The sequence below is a fragment of the Micromonospora sp. RHAY321 genome (assembly GCF_023896955.1).
In the GTDB taxonomy this organism is placed as follows: Bacteria; Actinomycetota; Actinomycetes; order Mycobacteriales; family Micromonosporaceae; genus Micromonospora.
The window spans coordinates 51,581-67,377 of the sequence record NZ_JAMHIW010000011.1 but is presented as its reverse complement, the minus strand read 5'-3'; the positions used below and the strand labels follow the sequence as shown (position 1 = coordinate 67,377).

Sequence of the window (15,797 nt, the reverse complement as noted above, 5' to 3'; positions counted from 1 at the left end):
GGTGCCGCCACCCGGTGCGGAGTTACCGCGTTGGCCCGGTGGAGACGGCGGCTGGCGGATCGTGGCGGGCGGGCGCGTACCAGGTCACGCCCACCGCGGCGACGAGCAGCGCGGTGCAGAGCAGCACGAGCCATACCCCGGTCCGCAGCGACCGGACCGCCGCCATCGCCTCCAGGTGGTCGCCGAGCGGGGTCGGCGGAAGCGCCGCCACCGGGGTCACCGCCAGCCGGCCGTGCGCCGCGCGCAGCAGCGCCAGCGCCCCGCCCACGCCCGCCACCAGCGCGGCGAGCAGCAGGACCCCCACCAGCGCACCCCACCCCGGCGCGAGCGTCGTGACGTCGGTGCGGCCCCGGATCAGGCTGAACCCGACGAGCGCCACCAGCAGCCCGCCAAGGCCGTTGCGCCAGGCCACCGCCGCCGCGCGGACCCGCTCCAACTCGCCGCGCAGCAACCCGGCCAGCTGCTGCGCCCGGTGCAGGTCGTCGACGGTCGCGGGCGGCCCCGGGCGGAGCCGGATCACGCCTCGACCTCCAGCCGCAGCGTCCAGTACGCGCCGCAGCCGCGCAGCCCGGCGGGGCGCGACGGATGGTCGGCCTCGCACTCGCAGAGCACCGTCCGGTAGCCCGGGTCCGGGGCGGCAGCCGGCGTCTCCCGCCGGAACAGCTCGTCGACCACCGTGCTGGTCATCGTGTGGTCGCAGCGGGGGCACCGCCCGCTGAGCAGCACCGCGAACCCGAACTCCCGCACCGTGAAGCCCGCCGCGGCCTGCGCCGCGTACGCCTCGTCGGTGACCTCGACGTACGGCAGCGTGCCCGCCGCCGGCTCGTCGTCGCGCATCCCGACCTCCCACCGCCGCCGTCCGGACCGTCCACCGTAGTCGGTGCCGGCACCGGCTCGGCCGACGTGTCGGATGGCCACCAGCGGCCTGATCGTCGGGAGGCGACCACCGCGTCGCGCGGCCACCGCCAGGCCCGACCGGGGCCAGTTGAGCGGAGCGACAGGTGCGACCGCCACCGGCGTGCGACGCTGGGCGCGTGCCGGTGACGCCGGTCCGGGCAGCCGGGCCGGTGGGTTCCCGGCCGACGGCGGAGGGAGCACCCATGGCGGGAGTGCCGCAGGTCGACTTCGCGCTCGACACGTACGAGTGCGTCGTGATCTATCCCGGCGCGGCCGGACGGGCCCTGCCCCCCGAGACCGTGCAGCGGTTGCAGGCCGAGCACGCCGAGCACATGCAGGCGTTGCAGCGCCGCGGGATCATCCTCGTCGCCGGCTCGATCGACGGGACGACCAACAACCCGGAGCCGCCGATCGGTTTCGGGCTGGCCCGCACCGGCAGCGTCGAGGACGTGCGCAGCGTGCTGGAGGCCGACCCGGCGGTGCAGGCCGGGCTCTACCGGCTGGACGTGCTGACCTTCCTCTGCCCGGCGGGCTCGTTGGAGTTTCCGCTGGCCAAGGCCCAGAGCTGACCGATCGAGCCATCGGCGCCTGTCGTGATGGTGACGGCGGTCGGCGGCCCGCCGGTGCTACGGTCGCGCCCACCGAGGACCACCGTCGGGGCGCACCCCGCGTCGTCGACCGGCCCCGGTCGAGGAGTCGCCATGAGCTCCGCCGCCACCCCCGATGTCGCCTCGGCCACCGCCCGGCTGCGCGCTCTGCTCGGTGACCGGCTCCACGAGCCGGGCGATCCCGGGTTCGTCGCCGCCACCCGCCTGTGGAACGCCGCCGTGGAGCGTGCGCCCGCGCTGGTCGCCCGGTGCCTGGACGCCGACGAGGTCGCCAGCGTCGTCGGCATCGCGGCCCGCTGTCACCTGCCACTGTCGGTCCGTTCCGGCGGGCACGACTGGGCCGGCCGGGCACTGCGCGACGGCGGCCTGGTGCTCGACCTGACCGGTCTGCGCGCGGTCCAGGTCGACCCGGACGCGGCCACGGTGACGGTGGCCGGCGGCGCGACCGCCGACGACCTGCTGACCGCCGCCGGCCCGTACGACCTGGTGGTGCCCACCGGGGTGGTCCGCGATGTGGGAATGGCCGGGCTGACCCTCGCCGGCGGGTACGGCCCGCTGTGCGGCCGGTTCGGTCTGGCCCTGGACAACCTGATCGGGGCGGAGGTGGTTCTCGCCGACGGCCGCCGGGTCACCGCCGACGCCGACCACGCCGCCGAGCTGTACTGGGCGCTCCGCGGTGGCGGCGGCAACCTGGGCGTCGTCACCGCGCTGCGCTACCGGGCGCACCGGCTGCCCGCCGTCCTGGCCGGCATGATCATGTTCGCGCTCTCCGAGGCGCCCGCCGTCCTGCGCGGGTACGCCGCGCTCCTCGCCGAGGCCCCGGACGAGCTCACCGTGATGGCGGGCTTCCTGCCCGGCCCGGCCGGCGAGCCGGTGATCTTCGTCTGCCCGTTCTACAGCGGCCCGGACCTGGACCTGGGTCGCCCGTGGGTGGACCGGCTGCGCGCGTTGGGCGTTCCGCTGCTCGACCAGGTCGGCCCGCTGCCGTACGCGGAGGCGCTGCGGATGTTCGACGGCGGGATGGTCGACGGCAACCACTACCTGCTGCGGACCCGTTGGCTGCCCACCCTCACCGACGGCGCGGTCGACGTGCTGGTCGACGCCGCCCGGCAGGTCAGCTCGCCGTTCTCCGCGCTGGCCCTGCACCACTTCCACGGCGCGGCCAGCCGGGTCCGGCTCGCCGACACGGCGTTCGGCCTGCGCGCCGACCACCTGCTGACCGAGATCATCGCCGTGTGGCCACCGGGCGGGGTGGTGGGGCCGCACCGGGACTGGGCCGAGCGCACCTCGGCGGCGCTCGCCCCGCACGCCCTGCCCGGTGGCTACCCCAACCTGCTCGCCCCGGAGGAGACCGACCGGGTCCGGTCGGCCTACGGCGCGAACTGGGCGCGGCTGCGCCGGGCCAAGCGGCGCTACGACCCGCGTGACCTGCTCACCGCGGTGCCCACCCTGCCGCCGGTGGGGCACGCCGGGTGAGCGGCCGGCGGGAGCACCCCGAGGGTGTGCGGCGGCAGAGGCGTACGATTCCCGGCGCGCGGTCGCCGATGCCCGTCGCCACAACGTTCCCGGTGCGGTTCCGCCCGCCGGCCCGACGCGCACCGCGCGTCGTTGGACAACTGTTCCGCTGCCTGCAAGGGGTCGGCCCCGAGTCCGACCCGAAGGAGAGACTAGCCTGATGGGCGTGACACGCCGCGCGAAGATCGTCTGCACTCTTGGTCCCGCCACCTCGTCCCCGGAGCGCATCCGGGGCCTCGTCGAGGCCGGCATGAACGTGGCCAGGCTCAACTTCAGCCACGGCAGCCACGCCGACCACGAGGCGGTCTACCGACTGGTCCGGGAGGCGTCCGAGGCGGCCGGTAAGCCGGTGGCCGTCCTCGCCGACCTCCAGGGTCCCAAGATCCGGCTCGGCAAGTTCGCCGACGGCCCGCACGAGTGGCGCACCGGCGACTCGGTCGTGATCACCGGCGACGACATCATCGGCACGAAGGAGCGGGTCTCCTGCACGTACACCAGGCTGCCGCACGAGGTGAAGCCCGGTGACCGCCTGCTGATCGACGACGGCCGGGTCGCCGTCGAGGTCACCGACGTCACGGGCAACGACATCCGCTGCCTGGTCACCGAGGGTGGGCCGGTCTCCAACAACAAGGGCGTCTCGCTGCCCAACGTGGCGGTCAGCGTGCCGGCCATGTCGGAGAAGGACGCCGAGGACCTGCGCTTCTCCCTGGGGCTCGGCGTCGACCTGGTCGCCCTCTCCTTCGTCCGCTCCGCCGAGGACATCAAGCTCGTGCACGGCATCATGGCCGAGGAGGGCGTGTTCCGGCCGGTGCTGGCCAAGGTCGAGAAGCCGGAGGCGGTGGAGCACCTCGAGGCCATCGTGCTGGCCTTCGACGGCGTCATGGTCGCCCGTGGTGACCTCGGTGTCGAGATGCCGCTGGACCAGGTTCCGCTGGTGCAGAAGCGGGCCGTGCAGCTCTGCCGGGAGAACGCCAAGCCGGTCATCGTGGCCACCCAGATGCTCGACTCCATGATCGAGAATTCCCGCCCTACCCGGGCGGAGGCCTCCGACGTGGCCAACGCGGTCCTCGACGGCGCGGACGCCGTGATGCTGTCCGGCGAGACCAGCGTCGGCAAGTACCCGGTCCTGACCGTCAGCACCATGGCCAAGATCGTGATGACCACCGAGTCCGGCTCGATCGGCGTGCCCCGGTTGCAGCACGACCCGCGTACCCACGGTGGCGCGCTCACCGTGGCCGCCTCGTCGATCGCCCGCGCCATCAACGCCAAGGCGCTGGTCGCCTTCTCGCAGACCGGTGACACCGTCCGTCGGCTGTCCCGGCTGCACTGCGACCTGCCGCTGCTGGCCTTCACCCCGGTCCCCGAGGTGCGCAGCCAGCTCGCCCTGACCTGGGGCGTGGAGACCTTCCTGATGCCGTTCGTGCAGCACACCGACGACATGTTCCGCCAGGTCGACGAGGCGCTGCTCGGTCTCAACCGGGCCAACCCGGGCGACTACGTGGTGATCGTGGCGGGCAGCCCGCCCGGCACCCCCGGCTCGACCAACACGCTGCGCGTACACCAGCTCGGCTCGCTGGTCGACGCGGCGTCGGCGCGGGCGCTGCAGTGAGCGACAGCCCGGTCGCGGTCGGCCAGGCGGCGGTGGACCAGCTCCTGGAGGTGCTCGACCTCGACCCGACCGGCGAGATGACCTTCCGGGGGATGAGCCCGCCGGTCGGTCCGCAGCGGGTGTACGGCGGCCAGGTCGCCGGTCAGGCCCTGGTCGCCGCCGGCCGCACGGTCGACCCGGAGCGGTTCGTGCACTCGCTGCACGGCTACTTCGTCCGGCCGGGCGACCCGGTCGAGCCGATCGAGTACCAGGTGGAGAACATCCGCGACGGCCGGTCCTTCTCGGTCCGCCGCGCGGTCGCGCTCCAGCACGACAAGCCGATCTTCTTCATGTCGGCGTCCTTCCAGCGGGCCGAGGAGGGTCTGGACCACCAGGCCCCGGCCCCGCTGGAGGTGCCGTCGCCGCAGGACGTGCCGACGATGACCGATCGGCTGTCCCGCTACCCGGAGCGGCTGGGCATCTGGGGTCAGATCCCGCGTCCGATCGACGTGCGCTACGTCGGCGAGCCCGGCTGGGTCCGCCCCGGTGACCGGCCCGCCGACCCGCACCAGCGGGTCTGGATGCGCATCGACGGCAAGCTGCCGGACGACCCGCTGCTGCACGCCTGCGCGCTCACCTACGCCTCGGACCTCACCCTGCTGGACTCGGTGCTCTCCGTGCACGGCGAGGTGTGGGGGCCCGGCGGTGTGGTCGGTGCGAGCCTCGACCACGCGCTCTGGTTCCACCGGCCGTTCCGCGCCGACGAGTGGTTCCTCTACGACTGCTGGAGCCCGTCGGCGTCCGGCGCGCGAGGGCTGGCCACCGGCCGGATGTTCACCACCGACGGCCGGCAGATCGCCAGCGCCGTCCAGGAGGGTCTGCTGCGCCGCGTCGGCGCCTGATGCTGTCGGTCATCCCCGCCGGGTGCTCACCCGGCGGGGATCACTGTCCGGACGCAGGCGTCACGGCTGATGGATGGCCTCGCCAGCGATTTCGATCTGCACCGTCCTGCCCACCAGAACTCCGCCACTTTCCAGCGCCACGTTCCAGAGCAGGCCGTAGTCCTCGCGGTTGATGTCGGCCGTCGCGCTGAATCCGAAGATGTTCTGCCCGTACGGATCACGACGGGCGCCACCGAAATTCACCTGAAGGTCGACCGGCCGGGTGATCCCCTTGATTGTCAACTCACCGCTGAGCACGAATCGGCCGGGAGCGGGCTCTGGCTGCGGGGGCACATTGTGACGTCTGCCTCGTGCGCCGAGACGGTGGTTTCGTAGCCGGGCCCACTGAAAGATCGGGTCCTCGTTGCCCTTCCAGTTGATGCCCGTGCTTCGATATTCGAGAGTGGGATAGCGCTCCACGTCGAGGAAGTCGGCACTCGTCAGATGCGTGTCCCGGTCGACGCTGCCGGTGGTGATGCTCGCCGTCTGGATGGTCGCGGTCACCGAGGAGAGCAGAGGATCCTCGGCCACCGAGATCTGGGCCGTCGCCTCGGCGAACTCGCCGCGTACCGGGCTCACCATCATGTGCCGGGACAGAAAACCGATCCGCTTGTGCGCCTGATCGAGACGATAGGTGCCGGCCACCGGGATGGTCATTCCATCCCAGGTGCGTGTCGCGATATCGGTCATCGTGTTGCCTTCCCCCCGAGCTGCACACGGGTGTTTATCAATATCTGCCGGAGCGTCGCGCAAACGGTCAGACAGTCGCACTTCACGCCCAGCATAGGGACGCTCCCGAGCGGCGTTTCGGGCCCCACCTAACGGTGGTTCATGACGCACTTCACCATTCCTGGACGGCCCGGGGCGACGCGTACGAACAGACGCGGTTGTCGTCGATGCGTGGCCGATCGGCCCAGGGTCGCCCGTCCGGCTGGCCGGGCGGAGGGCTAACCTTGCCGGCATGCGCCTCTCCGCCCGGGTCGACTACGCCCTCCGCGCGGCCGCCGAGCTCGCCGCGACGGCCAGTGGCCCGGGGCGGGGCCGGCCGGTCACCGCCGAGCAGATCGCCCGGGCGCAGGAGATCCCGCCGAAGTTCCTGGAGAGCATCCTGCTCCAGCTGCGCCGGGGCGGCATCGTGCATGCGCAGCGCGGCCCGGAGGGCGGCTACTGGCTGGCCCGCCCGGCCGAGGAGATCTCGCTGGCCGACGTGATCCGGGTGATCGACGGGCCGCTCGCGCACGTACGCGGGCAGCGCCCGGAGCAGCTCGGCTACCACGGTCCGGCACGCGCGCTCCAGGAGGTCTGGATCGCGCTGCGCGCCAGCGAGCGCGAGATCCTGGAGTTGGTCAGCGTCGCCGACGTGGCCGCCGGCACGCTGCCCGCCCGGGTCACCGAGCTGGCGGCCGACCCCCGCGCCTGGATCTGACCGCCGGCGTCCCATCCACCGATCAGACCCTTGACCCGGGCCTCTCCGTGCCGCATTGTCGACCAAGTCGATAGGAGATGCCGAAAAGGGGGCGCTCGTGCGCAAGCTGCTGGTCCTCGCTCTGGTCGGGCTCGCCGCGCAGCTCGTCGACGGCTCGCTCGGCATGGCGTACGGGCTGACGTCGTCCACCCTGCTGCTGGTCGTCGGGGTTTCCCCGGCCGCCGCCTCCGCGTCGGTGCACCTGGCCGAGATCGGCACCACGCTCGCCGCCGGGGTGGCGCACTGGCGGTTCGGCAACGTCGACTGGCGGGTGGTGACCCGCATCGCCCTGCCCGGCGCGATCGGCGCGTTCGCCGGCGCGACCCTGCTCAGCTCGATCTCCACCGAGTCGGCCGCGCCGTGGATGGCCGGCATCCTCTTCACGCTCGGCGCGTACCTGCTGGTGCGCTTCGCCCGACCGCTGCGAACCAACCGGGCCGGCGGGCGGCTGCGCGGGCGCTTCCTCGGCCCGCTCGGCCTGGTCGCCGGCTTCGTCGACGCCACCGGCGGCGGGGGCTGGGGCCCGGTGGCCACCCCGGCGCTGCTGGTCTCCGGCCGGATGGAGCCGCGCAAGGTGATCGGCTCGGTGGACACCGCCGAGTTCGTGGTGGCCGGCTCGGCCAGCGTCGGCTTCCTGATCGGGCTGGGCACAGAGGGGTTCCTGCTCCCCACCGTGGCCGCCCTGCTCATCGGAGGGCTCATCGCCGCCCCGCTGGCCGCCTGGCTGGTGCGCATCGTGCCGGCCCAACTGCTCGGCGCGGCGATCGGTGGCGTGATCGTGCTGACCAACGCCCGCACCCTGATCCGGTCCGCAGGGCTGGACGGCCCGGTCCGCCCCGTGCTCTACGCCGTCCTGGTCGCCGGCTGGGTGGCCGCACTCGTGCTGGCCGTGCGGGCGCTCCTGCGTACCCGTGACGCCCGCGTCGCCACCGCCCCGCCGCCGCCGGCCCCGGTCCCGACGCCCGGCCGGCCGGGCGTGGCTGGCGACGCCGCGCCGGTCCGCCTGACCGCCGCCGGTACGCCGACCGCCCGTTGACCCTGGCGACCACGGGCGCCGCCCGCCACGTCGGCCGGTTCAGGAGACCCGCCACGGTTCGGCGGCGGTGCGATACCTGTGAGTCATCACCATGACGCACAGGTATCGCGCTCGATGGAGTCTGCCGGACGCGACTGACGCCGGTCAGCGGGCCAGCAGTTCGTCGGCGGTGTCGACGAGCAGCGTCCACGCCTCGTCGACGTGCCGTTCGGTGGTCTGCGGTGAACCGACCGCCAGTCGCAGCGTGTACCGGCCGGCGACCCGGGTGTGCGTCAGGTGGACCCGCCCGGTGCGGTTGATCCGGGTCAGCAGCTCGGTGTTGGCGTCGTCGTCGGCGCACAGCCGGAAGCAGACCAGCGAGAACGGGTGCGCCGCGGCCAGCTCGAACCGGTCGTCGGCCCGGATCCGGTCGGCGAACCGGGCGGCCAGCGCCACCCCGGAGCGGATGTGCGCCCGCAGCCCCTCCACGCCGTACCAGCGCAGCACGAACCACAGCTTCAGCGCCCGGAACCGGCGGCCCAGCGGGACCTGCCAGTCCCGGTAGTCGATGACCGCGCCGGACTCGCTGGCCGCGTTGCGCAGGAACTCCGGCAGCACGGTCAGCGCCTCGACCAGCTCGCCGCGGTCGGCCACCCAGAACGCGTCGCAGTCGAAGCCGGTGAGCAGCCACTTGTGCGGGTCGAAGCAGTACGAATCGGCGTACTCCAGACCGTTGTGCGACCAGCGCAGCTCGGGGCAGACGGCGGCGGCACCGGCGTACGCGGCGTCCACGTGCAGCCAGATCCCGTACTCGGCGCAGACGGCGCCGATCTCCGCCACCGGGTCGACGGCGGTGGTGGAGGTGGTGCCGATGGTGGCCACCACGATGGCGGGCACGTCCCCGGCGGCGAGGTCGGCCTCGATCGCCGCTCGCAGTGCGGCCGGCCGGAGCGCCTGGGTCTCCGGGTCCACCTCGATCGCGCGGACCCCGTCGCTGCCCAGCCCGGCGATCCGCGCGGCCTTCTCGATGGAGGAGTGCCCGTGTGTGGAGGTGTAGGCGCGGTAGCGCCGGTCGATGCCGGTCTCGCGCCAGCGGCCCCCGCTGGCCCGGTGCAGCGCGGCCAGGGTCGCCACCAGGGTCGCCGAGGAGGCCGAGTCCTGGATGACCCCGCCACCGGCGCCGGTCGAGCGGAACCGCGACGGAAGGTCCAGCAGTTGCGCCAGCCAGTCCATCAGCACGGTCTCCAGCTCGGTGCAGGCGGGGCTGGTGGCCCAGAGCATGCCCTGCACGCCGAGCCCGGAGCTGACCAGGTCGCCGAGCACGCTGGGGCCGGAGGTGTTCGCCGGAAAGTAGCCGAAGAAGCCCGGGTGCTGCCAGTGGGTCAGCCCCGGTACGACGATCGCGTCCAGGTCGGCGAGAACCGCCTCGACGGGTTCGCCGGCGGTGGGCGGCGTGGCCGGCAGGGCGGCTGCCACGGTGCCCGGCGGGTCGGCCGGGGTGACGGGTCGTTGCTCCAGCGTCGCCCAGTAGTCGGCGATCCAGTCCACGACGGCGTGGCCAGCGCGACGAAACTCGTCGGGGGTCATGTGGGCAACCATCCGACGAGTCGATCAGGTGCGCCCGCCGCGGGGCAAGACGTCAGACAGGCCAGCATCGATAACACAACCCGTGCCGTATTGCCACCCCCGGTAACACCAAATCGGTGTCGCGGGCCTGTTGACCCAGCAATCCCCAGCTACTAGGTTCGATGGCTCGGGGGATTTGATACATGGAAGGTGGACAATCAGTGAAGGTGGCATCCCGGAAGGCTGTTCGGCTGGCGATGGCCGGATTCCTGACGACCGTCGCGGTGGCCGGTACGACGTTGACCGGAGCTGGCCCCGCGTTGGCGGGTAACTGCTCAATTGCCGGTTGCGGAGTGGTGCGCAACGACTCGGCACACCCGGTGACAATTGCGGACTGGTGCGACGGTACCGGTTCCTGTGGCACGTCTTACCTGCTCAAGCCGGGTGAGGTCTCCACGAAGTACAAGAGGGACACGGACACGTTCGCGCTGCAGTGCACCGGTAACTACTACCGTTACTACGGTGATCTGCTCCAGACGTCGGCCGCCTACAAGTGGATTCGCATTTCTGACGGCAATTCTGCTCGGGTCGTCAACCAGAACTGCTGATTCGGTAGGCAAACCCAGGCGCCCGGCCCGGCGGTGAATGCACCTGCGGGCCGGGTTCCGCCTTTTCTGCTGATCTGACGAGGGGGTGCGGCGGTCGGCAATGTCGGTCGATCCGCCGGCAATTCCGCAGGCGCTCAGCGAGACGACGGTCACCGATGTTGCGCGGCGGAAAGCGCTTGCCTTACGATGCGCCTTGAGTCGGATCCGTGAGTTCCAGGGCGTTCAACCCCGATCAGATCGCCGCTCGCCGCGGTCGCGGTGGACGAGTCCACCGTGCTCACCGGGCAGGCCGGAGGACGGGCAGCGATCACCGGATCCCCGGAGGCAGTTCATGCACCCGTCCAGACAGCGGATGATCCTGCTCGCCGCCATGACCGTGACAGCCGTCGCGGCCGGCGTCGTCGGTGCGGTCGTCGCCTCGGCCGCCGCCAGCGGCTGCCGGGTCGACTACCAGGTCACCAACCAGTGGCAGGGCGGCTTCGGCGCCAACGTCACCGTCACCAACCTCGGCGACCCGGTCACCGGCTGGGCCCTCACCTGGTCGTACGGCTCGGGCCAGCAGGTCACGCAGGCGTGGAACGCGGCCGTCGGCCAGTCCGGCGCCCAGGTCACCGCGCGCAACGTGGACCACAACGCCGTCATCGCCACCAACGGCACCGCGGGGTTCGGCTTCAACGCCTCGTGGACCGGCAGCAACCCGGCGCCGACCAGCTTCGCGCTCAACGGCGTCACCTGCACCGGAGCCGCACCCACCACTCCACCGCCGAGCACCCCGCCGCCCACCACCGCACCGCCGCCCTCGGCTGGAGCCCTGCAGATGGAGGACCTGGACCGGGGGCTGGTCAGCGTCCGCTCCGGCAGCGGCAACCTGGTCTCCTGGAGGCTGCTCGGCACCGAGACCTCCGGCGTCGCGTTCAACCTCTACCGAGGTTCCACCCGGGTCAACGCCAGCCCGATCACCGGCGCCACCACGTACCTCGACAGCGGTGCGGCGGCCGGCTCGGCGTACACCGTCCGCGCAGTGGTGGGCGGCGTCGAGCAGGCCGCGTCGGCGCCCGCCCTCCAGTTCGGCGCCGGCTACCTGGACGTGCCGTTGCAGGTGCCACCGGGCGGCACCACCCCCAGCGGGGAGAGCTACACCTACAGCGCGGGCGACGCCTCCGTCGGCGATCTCGACGGCGACGGACGCTACGAGATCGTGCTCAAGTGGGAGCCGTCGAACGCCAGGGACAACTCCCAGTCCGGCTACACGGGCGTCGTCCACGTCGACGCGTACACCCTCGCCGGGGCCCGGTTGTGGCGCGTCGACCTGGGCCGCAACATCCGCGCCGGCGCCCACTACACCCAGTTCCAGGTGTACGACTACGACGGCGACGGGCGGGCCGAGGTGGCCATGAAGACCGCCGACGGCACCCGCTCGGGCACCGGCCAGGTGATCGGTTCCGCCTCGGCGGACCACCGCAACTCCGGCGGCTACGTGCTCGCCGGCCCCGAGTACCTGACCATGTTCGACGGACAGACCGGCGCCGTGCTGTCCACCGTGAACTACGACCCACCGCGCGGCACGGTGTCGTCCTGGGGTGACTCGTACGGCAACCGGGTGGACCGGTTCCTCGCCGGCACCGCGTACCTGGACGGGCAGCGCCCCTCCCTGATCATGGCGCGGGGCTACTACACCCGTGCGGTGATCGCGGCCTGGGACTTCCGCGACGGCACGCTGCGCAGGCGCTGGACGTTCGACTCGAACGCCTCCGGCAACGGCGCCGCCGCGGGTCAGGGCAACCATCAGCTCTCCGTCGCCGACGTCGACGGCGACGGCCGCCAGGAGATCGTCTACGGTGCCGCCACCATCGACGACAACGGTCGGCTGCTCTACTCGACGGGCAACGGGCACGGTGACGCCCTGCACGTCGGCGACCTGGACCCGAGTCGTTCCGGCCTGGAGGTGTTCAAGGTCGACGAGGACGCGACCAAGCCCAGTTCCTGGTTCGCCGACGCCCGTACCGGTCAGATTCTCTGGTCCACGCCGGCCTCCGGCGACAACGGCCGGGGTGTCTCGGCGGACATCTGGGCGGGCAGTCCCGGAGCGGAGTCGTGGTCGTCGGCGGTCGCCGGGCTGGCCAACACGCGGGGGCAGAACGTCGGCCGCAAGCCGTCGTCGGCCAACTTCCTCGCCTGGTGGGATGGCGACCCGGTGCGGGAACTGCTCGACGGAACGAGGATCGACAAGTACGGCACCAACGGTGAGACCCGGCTGCTCACCGGCAGCGACGTGGCGTCCAACAACGGCACCAAGTCGACGCCGGCGCTCTCCGGGGACATCCTGGGCGACTGGCGCGAGGAGGTGATCTGGCGGACCACCGACAGCCGGGCGTTGCGCGTCTACAGCACGCCCGTCCCGACCAGCACCCGGATCCACACCCTGATGCACGACCCGCAGTACCGGGTGGCGATCGCCTGGCAGAACACCGCCTACAACCAGCCGCCGCATCCGGGCTTCTTCATCGGCGACGCGATGGCCGCCCCATCCACCCCGAACATCTACCTACGCTGATCTGACCCTGGTGGTGCCGATCAGGGTCGCCTAGGGTGGCAGGCACCGGGCCGCAGCCGCGGAATCCGCTCAGCTCCGGCCCGGTGCTCCACACCGCGGCATTCCCGACCCGTCCCGACCGGGGATGCCGTACCACCACCGGCACCTACGTTAGGCACCGTCAGGGTCGCGGCGGTGACGCTGACGTGAAGATCGTGTTTCAGGCGTCCCGACGCAGGCGGCCCGCGACCTGCTCGGCGATCAGCTCGTACGAGCGCACCCGGTCCTGCACGTCGTAGACGAGCGTGGTCAGCATCAGCTCGTCCGCGCCGGTGCGTTCCTGCAGGTCGGTCAACTGCTGGCGGACCGTCTCCGGTGAGCCCATCGCCTGACCGTCGCGGCGCTGCAGCACGAACTCCCGCTCGATCTCGGTGTACGGGTACGCCGCGGCCTCGTCGGGCGTGGACAGGGGCTCGGGCCGGCCGGAGCGCAGCTTCAGGAACGACAGGGCACTCGGCCCGGCCAGCCATTCGGCCCGTTCGTCGGTCTCCGCGCAGACGGCGTTGACGGCGACCATCGCGTACGGCTTGTCCAGCCACTGCGAGGGCCGGAAGTTCTGCCGGTAGAGCGCGAGCGCCGGCAGCGTGTTCGCCGAGCTGAAGTGGTGCGCGAAGGAGAAGGGCAGGCCGAGCAGGCCGGCCAACTGCGCGCTGAAGCCGCTGGAGCCGAGCAGCCAGACCGTCGGCTGCTCACCGTGCCCCGGGGTGGCGATGATCTGCCCGGGCCGCTCCCCGCTGAAGTAGTTCATCAGGTCGGCCAGCTCACGCGGGAAGCCCTCGGCGGAGAGCCCCTCCATGGTGCGGCGCAGTGCCAGCGCCGTCACCTGGTCGGTGCCGGGCGCCCGGCCGATGCCGAGGTCGATCCGCCCGGGGTGCAGCGCCTCCAGGGTGCCGAACTGCTCGGCCACCACCAGCGGCGCGTGGTTGGGCAGCATCACCCCGCCCGAGCCGAGCCGGATCGTGGAGGTGTTCGCGGCCAGGTGGGCGAGCAGCACGGCCGGTGCGGAGCTGGCGATCGCCGGCATGTTGTGGTGCTCGGCGACCCAGAACCGGTGGTAGCCCAGCTCCTCGGTGCGGCGGGCCAGCTCGGTGGTGGCCTGCAGGGCCGCGCCGGCGGTGGTGCCCTTGGCGACCGGGGCAAGATCAAGAACAGACAACGGTACGGTGATCACACGCTCAGCCAACCCGCCGCTGGCCGGTTTTGTTCCTCCTGGCCGGCATTGTCGCCCGACTCACCCGCCCCGCCGTCGCTCAGCCCATCCCGCGGGCCTGTTCGAAGATCAGGCTGGTCTGGGTGTGCTGGACCACCGGATCGACGGCGAGATGGTCGAGCACGAAGTCGCGCAGCGCGTCCCCCGACGCGGCCCGCACGTGCAGCACGTAGTCCTCCGCACCGGCGACGTGGAACACCGACACCACCCCGGGCAGCCGCACCGACCGGGCCCGGAACGCGTCCACCGCGGCCCGCTCGTGCGCGGTCAGCCGCACCGACACCAGCGCCTGCAACGGCAGGCCGAGCGCCGCCGGATCCACCTCGGCGTGGAAACCACGGATCGCACCGCGCTCGCGTAGCGCCCGGGTGCGGGTCAGGCAGGTCGACGGCGCCACCCCCACCCGTTCGGCGAGGGCGTTGTTCGGTAGCCGGCCGTCGGCGGCCAACTCGGTCAGGATCGCGCGGTCCACCTCGTCCAGGGCGGGGTACGGCCGCACATCGTTCGGCTCAGGGGGCACCCCACCATCCTCGTCCGAACCCCGCAACAAAACCAGAACCCCAGACAGAATTATCTTCCAGCTCATTGCCCTTCTGCCGGGAGATGTTCGACGCTACCGCCATGACAACGGTGGACACCCGGGCCGTGCACGCCGGCCGCGACGACCTGCGAACGCTCGGCGTGCACGTGCCGCCGATCGACCTGTCCACCACCAACCCCCTGCCGTCGGTCGAGGACGGCGGCAACGCCTACGAGCAGCTCGCCACCGGAGGCCTCCGCCCCGTCGAGGGCGGCTCCGTCTACCAGCGACTGTGGAACCCCACCGTGGCCCGGTTCGAGACCGCGCTCGCCGAGCTGGAGGGCACCGCGCAGGCGGTGGCCTTCGCCAGTGGCATGGCCGCCCTCACCGCCGCCCTGCTCGCCGCCGGCCGGGACGGCCGCCGGCACGTCGTCGCCGTCCGACCGCTGTACGGCGGCACCGACCACGTGCTCGCCACCGGCCTGCTCGGCACCACCGTCACCTGGGCCCGTCCCGACGAGGTCGCCGCCGCCGTCCGCCCGGACACCGCGCTGGTCATCGTCGAGACGCCCGCCAACCCCACCCTCGACCTGGTGGACATCGCCGCCGTCGCCACCGCCGCCGGCGACGTCCCGCTGCTGGTCGACAACACCGTCGCCACCCCCGTGCTGCAACAGCCGGCCCGGCACGGCGCCGCCCTCGTGCTGCACAGCGCCACCAAGAGCATCGGCGGGCACGGCGACGTGCTCGCCGGCGTCATCGCCTGCGACGCCGAGTGGGGCGCCCGGTTGCGCCAGGTCCGCGCGGTCACCGGCGCGATCCTGCACCCGCTCGGCGGCTACCTGCTGCACCGCGGGCTGCAGACCCTGCCGCTGCGCGTCCGCGCCCAGCAGGCCAACGCCGAGAAGCTCGCCGGCTGGCTCGCCGAGCACCCCGCCGTACACCGCGTGCACCACCCGTCGGTGCACGACCCGGCGGCGTTGGTCGGCCGGCAGATGGCCGGCCCGGGCAGCCTGCTCGCCTTCGAGGTACGCGGCGGCGCGCCCGCCGCGGCCGCCGTCGCCGGCACCTGCCGGTTGATCACCCACGCGGTGTCCCTCGGTGGCGTGGACACCCTCATCCAGCACCCCGCCTCGCTCACCCACCGGCCCGTGGAGGGCGACGCGAAGCCCGTCGGCGGTCTGCTGCGCCTCTCGGTCGGGCTGGAGGACACCGAGGACCTGCGGGCCGACCTCGCGCAGGCGCTCGCCGCGCTCGGCTGACCGGTCGAG

At 72.5% G+C, this 15,797-nt stretch carries 15 protein-coding genes; 9 read left to right on the top strand and 6 right to left on the bottom strand.

Annotation, left to right across the window (positions count from 1 at the left end):
* Positions 1–22: 22 nt before the first annotated feature.
* Together M8C17_RS21845 and M8C17_RS21840 are read right to left on the bottom strand one after the other, a co-directional pair.
* Positions 23–520, bottom strand: a complete 498-nt coding sequence (locus tag M8C17_RS21845; RefSeq protein ID WP_252418394.1) for a hypothetical protein — start codon at positions 518–520, stop codon at positions 23–25.
* Positions 517–837, bottom strand: coding sequence for a hypothetical protein (locus M8C17_RS21840; protein ID WP_252418393.1), 321 nt, complete (start codon positions 835–837; stop codon positions 517–519). Before M8C17_RS21840 ends, M8C17_RS21845 begins: the two co-directional genes overlap by 4 nt.
* A 263-nt stretch (positions 838–1,100) precedes the next feature.
* On the opposite strand from M8C17_RS21840, the gene M8C17_RS21835 reads away from it, so the two are divergent.
* The 4 genes from M8C17_RS21835 (at position 1,101) to M8C17_RS21820 (ending at position 5,510) form a co-directional block, all read left to right on the top strand.
* The gene (locus M8C17_RS21835) at positions 1,101–1,466 is read left to right on the top strand and encodes a YciI family protein (RefSeq protein ID WP_252418392.1); all 366 of its coding nucleotides are present in this window, start codon (positions 1,101–1,103) and stop codon (positions 1,464–1,466) included.
* Between the two features lie 132 nt (positions 1,467–1,598).
* Entirely contained in the window at positions 1,599–2,981 is a 1,383-nt protein-coding gene (locus M8C17_RS21830; RefSeq protein WP_252418391.1) for an FAD-binding oxidoreductase, read from the top strand.
* Positions 2,982–3,180: 199 nt separating this feature from the next.
* Positions 3,181–4,629 carry a pyruvate kinase gene (gene pyk, locus M8C17_RS21825; RefSeq protein WP_252418390.1) on the top strand — a complete coding sequence of 483 codons (1,449 nt, stop codon included), beginning with the start codon at positions 3,181–3,183 and terminating at the stop codon, positions 4,627–4,629.
* Positions 4,626–5,510, top strand: a complete 885-nt coding sequence (locus M8C17_RS21820) for an acyl-CoA thioesterase II (protein ID WP_252418389.1) — start codon at positions 4,626–4,628, stop codon at positions 5,508–5,510. Before pyk ends, M8C17_RS21820 begins: the two co-directional genes overlap by 4 nt.
* 60 nt (positions 5,511–5,570) lie before the next feature.
* Here M8C17_RS21820 and M8C17_RS21815 read toward each other — a convergent pair whose 3' ends face one another.
* Positions 5,571–6,239 (bottom strand): YceI family protein, encoded by a 669-nt coding sequence (locus tag M8C17_RS21815; RefSeq protein WP_252418388.1) that lies wholly within the window; start codon positions 6,237–6,239, stop codon positions 5,571–5,573.
* A gap of 271 nt (positions 6,240–6,510) precedes the next feature.
* On the opposite strand from M8C17_RS21815, the gene M8C17_RS21810 reads away from it, so the two are divergent.
* Positions 6,511–6,975, top strand: coding sequence for an Rrf2 family transcriptional regulator (locus M8C17_RS21810; RefSeq protein WP_252418387.1), 465 nt, complete (start codon positions 6,511–6,513; stop codon positions 6,973–6,975).
* Positions 6,976–7,072: 97 nt separating this feature from the next.
* The gene (locus tag M8C17_RS21805; RefSeq protein ID WP_252418386.1) at positions 7,073–8,050 is read left to right on the top strand and encodes a sulfite exporter TauE/SafE family protein; all 978 of its coding nucleotides are present in this window, start codon (positions 7,073–7,075) and stop codon (positions 8,048–8,050) included.
* A 144-nt stretch (positions 8,051–8,194) separates the two neighbouring features.
* Here M8C17_RS21805 and M8C17_RS21800 read toward each other — a convergent pair whose 3' ends face one another.
* Positions 8,195–9,616, bottom strand: a complete 1,422-nt coding sequence (locus M8C17_RS21800) for a pyridoxal-dependent decarboxylase (RefSeq protein ID WP_252418385.1) — start codon at positions 9,614–9,616, stop codon at positions 8,195–8,197.
* 200 nt (positions 9,617–9,816) lie between these two features.
* Between M8C17_RS21800 and M8C17_RS21795 the strand changes: the two genes are divergently transcribed.
* Together M8C17_RS21795 and M8C17_RS21790 are read left to right on the top strand one after the other, a co-directional pair.
* A complete protein-coding gene (locus tag M8C17_RS21795) occupies positions 9,817–10,203 on the top strand; it encodes a hypothetical protein (RefSeq protein WP_252418384.1) in 387 nt (128 codons plus the stop codon).
* A gap of 331 nt (positions 10,204–10,534) precedes the next feature.
* Positions 10,535–12,757, top strand: coding sequence for a cellulose binding domain-containing protein (locus M8C17_RS21790; RefSeq protein ID WP_252418383.1), 2,223 nt, complete (start codon positions 10,535–10,537; stop codon positions 12,755–12,757).
* 199 nt (positions 12,758–12,956) lie between these two features.
* Here M8C17_RS21790 and M8C17_RS21785 read toward each other — a convergent pair whose 3' ends face one another.
* Entirely contained in the window at positions 12,957–13,967 is a 1,011-nt protein-coding gene (locus M8C17_RS21785) for an LLM class flavin-dependent oxidoreductase (protein ID WP_252418382.1), read from the bottom strand.
* A 79-nt stretch (positions 13,968–14,046) separates the two neighbouring features.
* Complete coding sequence (locus M8C17_RS21780; protein WP_030334356.1) at positions 14,047–14,526, bottom strand: Lrp/AsnC family transcriptional regulator; 480 nt, start codon at positions 14,524–14,526, stop codon at positions 14,047–14,049.
* An 83-nt stretch (positions 14,527–14,609) separates the two neighbouring features.
* Between M8C17_RS21780 and M8C17_RS21775 the strand changes: the two genes are divergently transcribed.
* Complete coding sequence (locus tag M8C17_RS21775) at positions 14,610–15,788, top strand: PLP-dependent aspartate aminotransferase family protein (RefSeq protein ID WP_252418381.1); 1,179 nt, start codon at positions 14,610–14,612, stop codon at positions 15,786–15,788.
* Positions 15,789–15,797 lie beyond the last annotated feature (9 nt).

Bases quoted from the DNA above. Each gene is read 5' to 3' on its own strand.
- M8C17_RS21840 (WP_252418393.1), bottom strand. From the start codon at position 837: ATGCGCGACGACGAGCCGGCGGCGGGCACGCTGCCGTACGTCGAGGTC.
- M8C17_RS21835 (WP_252418392.1), top strand. From the start codon at position 1,101: ATGGCGGGAGTGCCGCAGGTCGACTTCGCGCTCGACACGTACGAGTGC.
- M8C17_RS21830 (WP_252418391.1), top strand. From the start codon at position 1,599: ATGAGCTCCGCCGCCACCCCCGATGTCGCCTCGGCCACCGCCCGGCTG.
- pyk (WP_252418390.1), top strand. From the start codon at position 3,181: ATGGGCGTGACACGCCGCGCGAAGATCGTCTGCACTCTTGGTCCCGCC.
- M8C17_RS21815 (WP_252418388.1), bottom strand. From the start codon at position 6,239: ATGACCGATATCGCGACACGCACCTGGGATGGAATGACCATCCCGGTG.
- M8C17_RS21810 (WP_252418387.1), top strand. From the start codon at position 6,511: ATGCGCCTCTCCGCCCGGGTCGACTACGCCCTCCGCGCGGCCGCCGAG.
- M8C17_RS21800 (WP_252418385.1), bottom strand. From the start codon at position 9,616: ATGACCCCCGACGAGTTTCGTCGCGCTGGCCACGCCGTCGTGGACTGG.
- M8C17_RS21790 (WP_252418383.1), top strand. From the start codon at position 10,535: ATGCACCCGTCCAGACAGCGGATGATCCTGCTCGCCGCCATGACCGTG.
- M8C17_RS21775 (WP_252418381.1), top strand. From the start codon at position 14,610: ATGTTCGACGCTACCGCCATGACAACGGTGGACACCCGGGCCGTGCAC.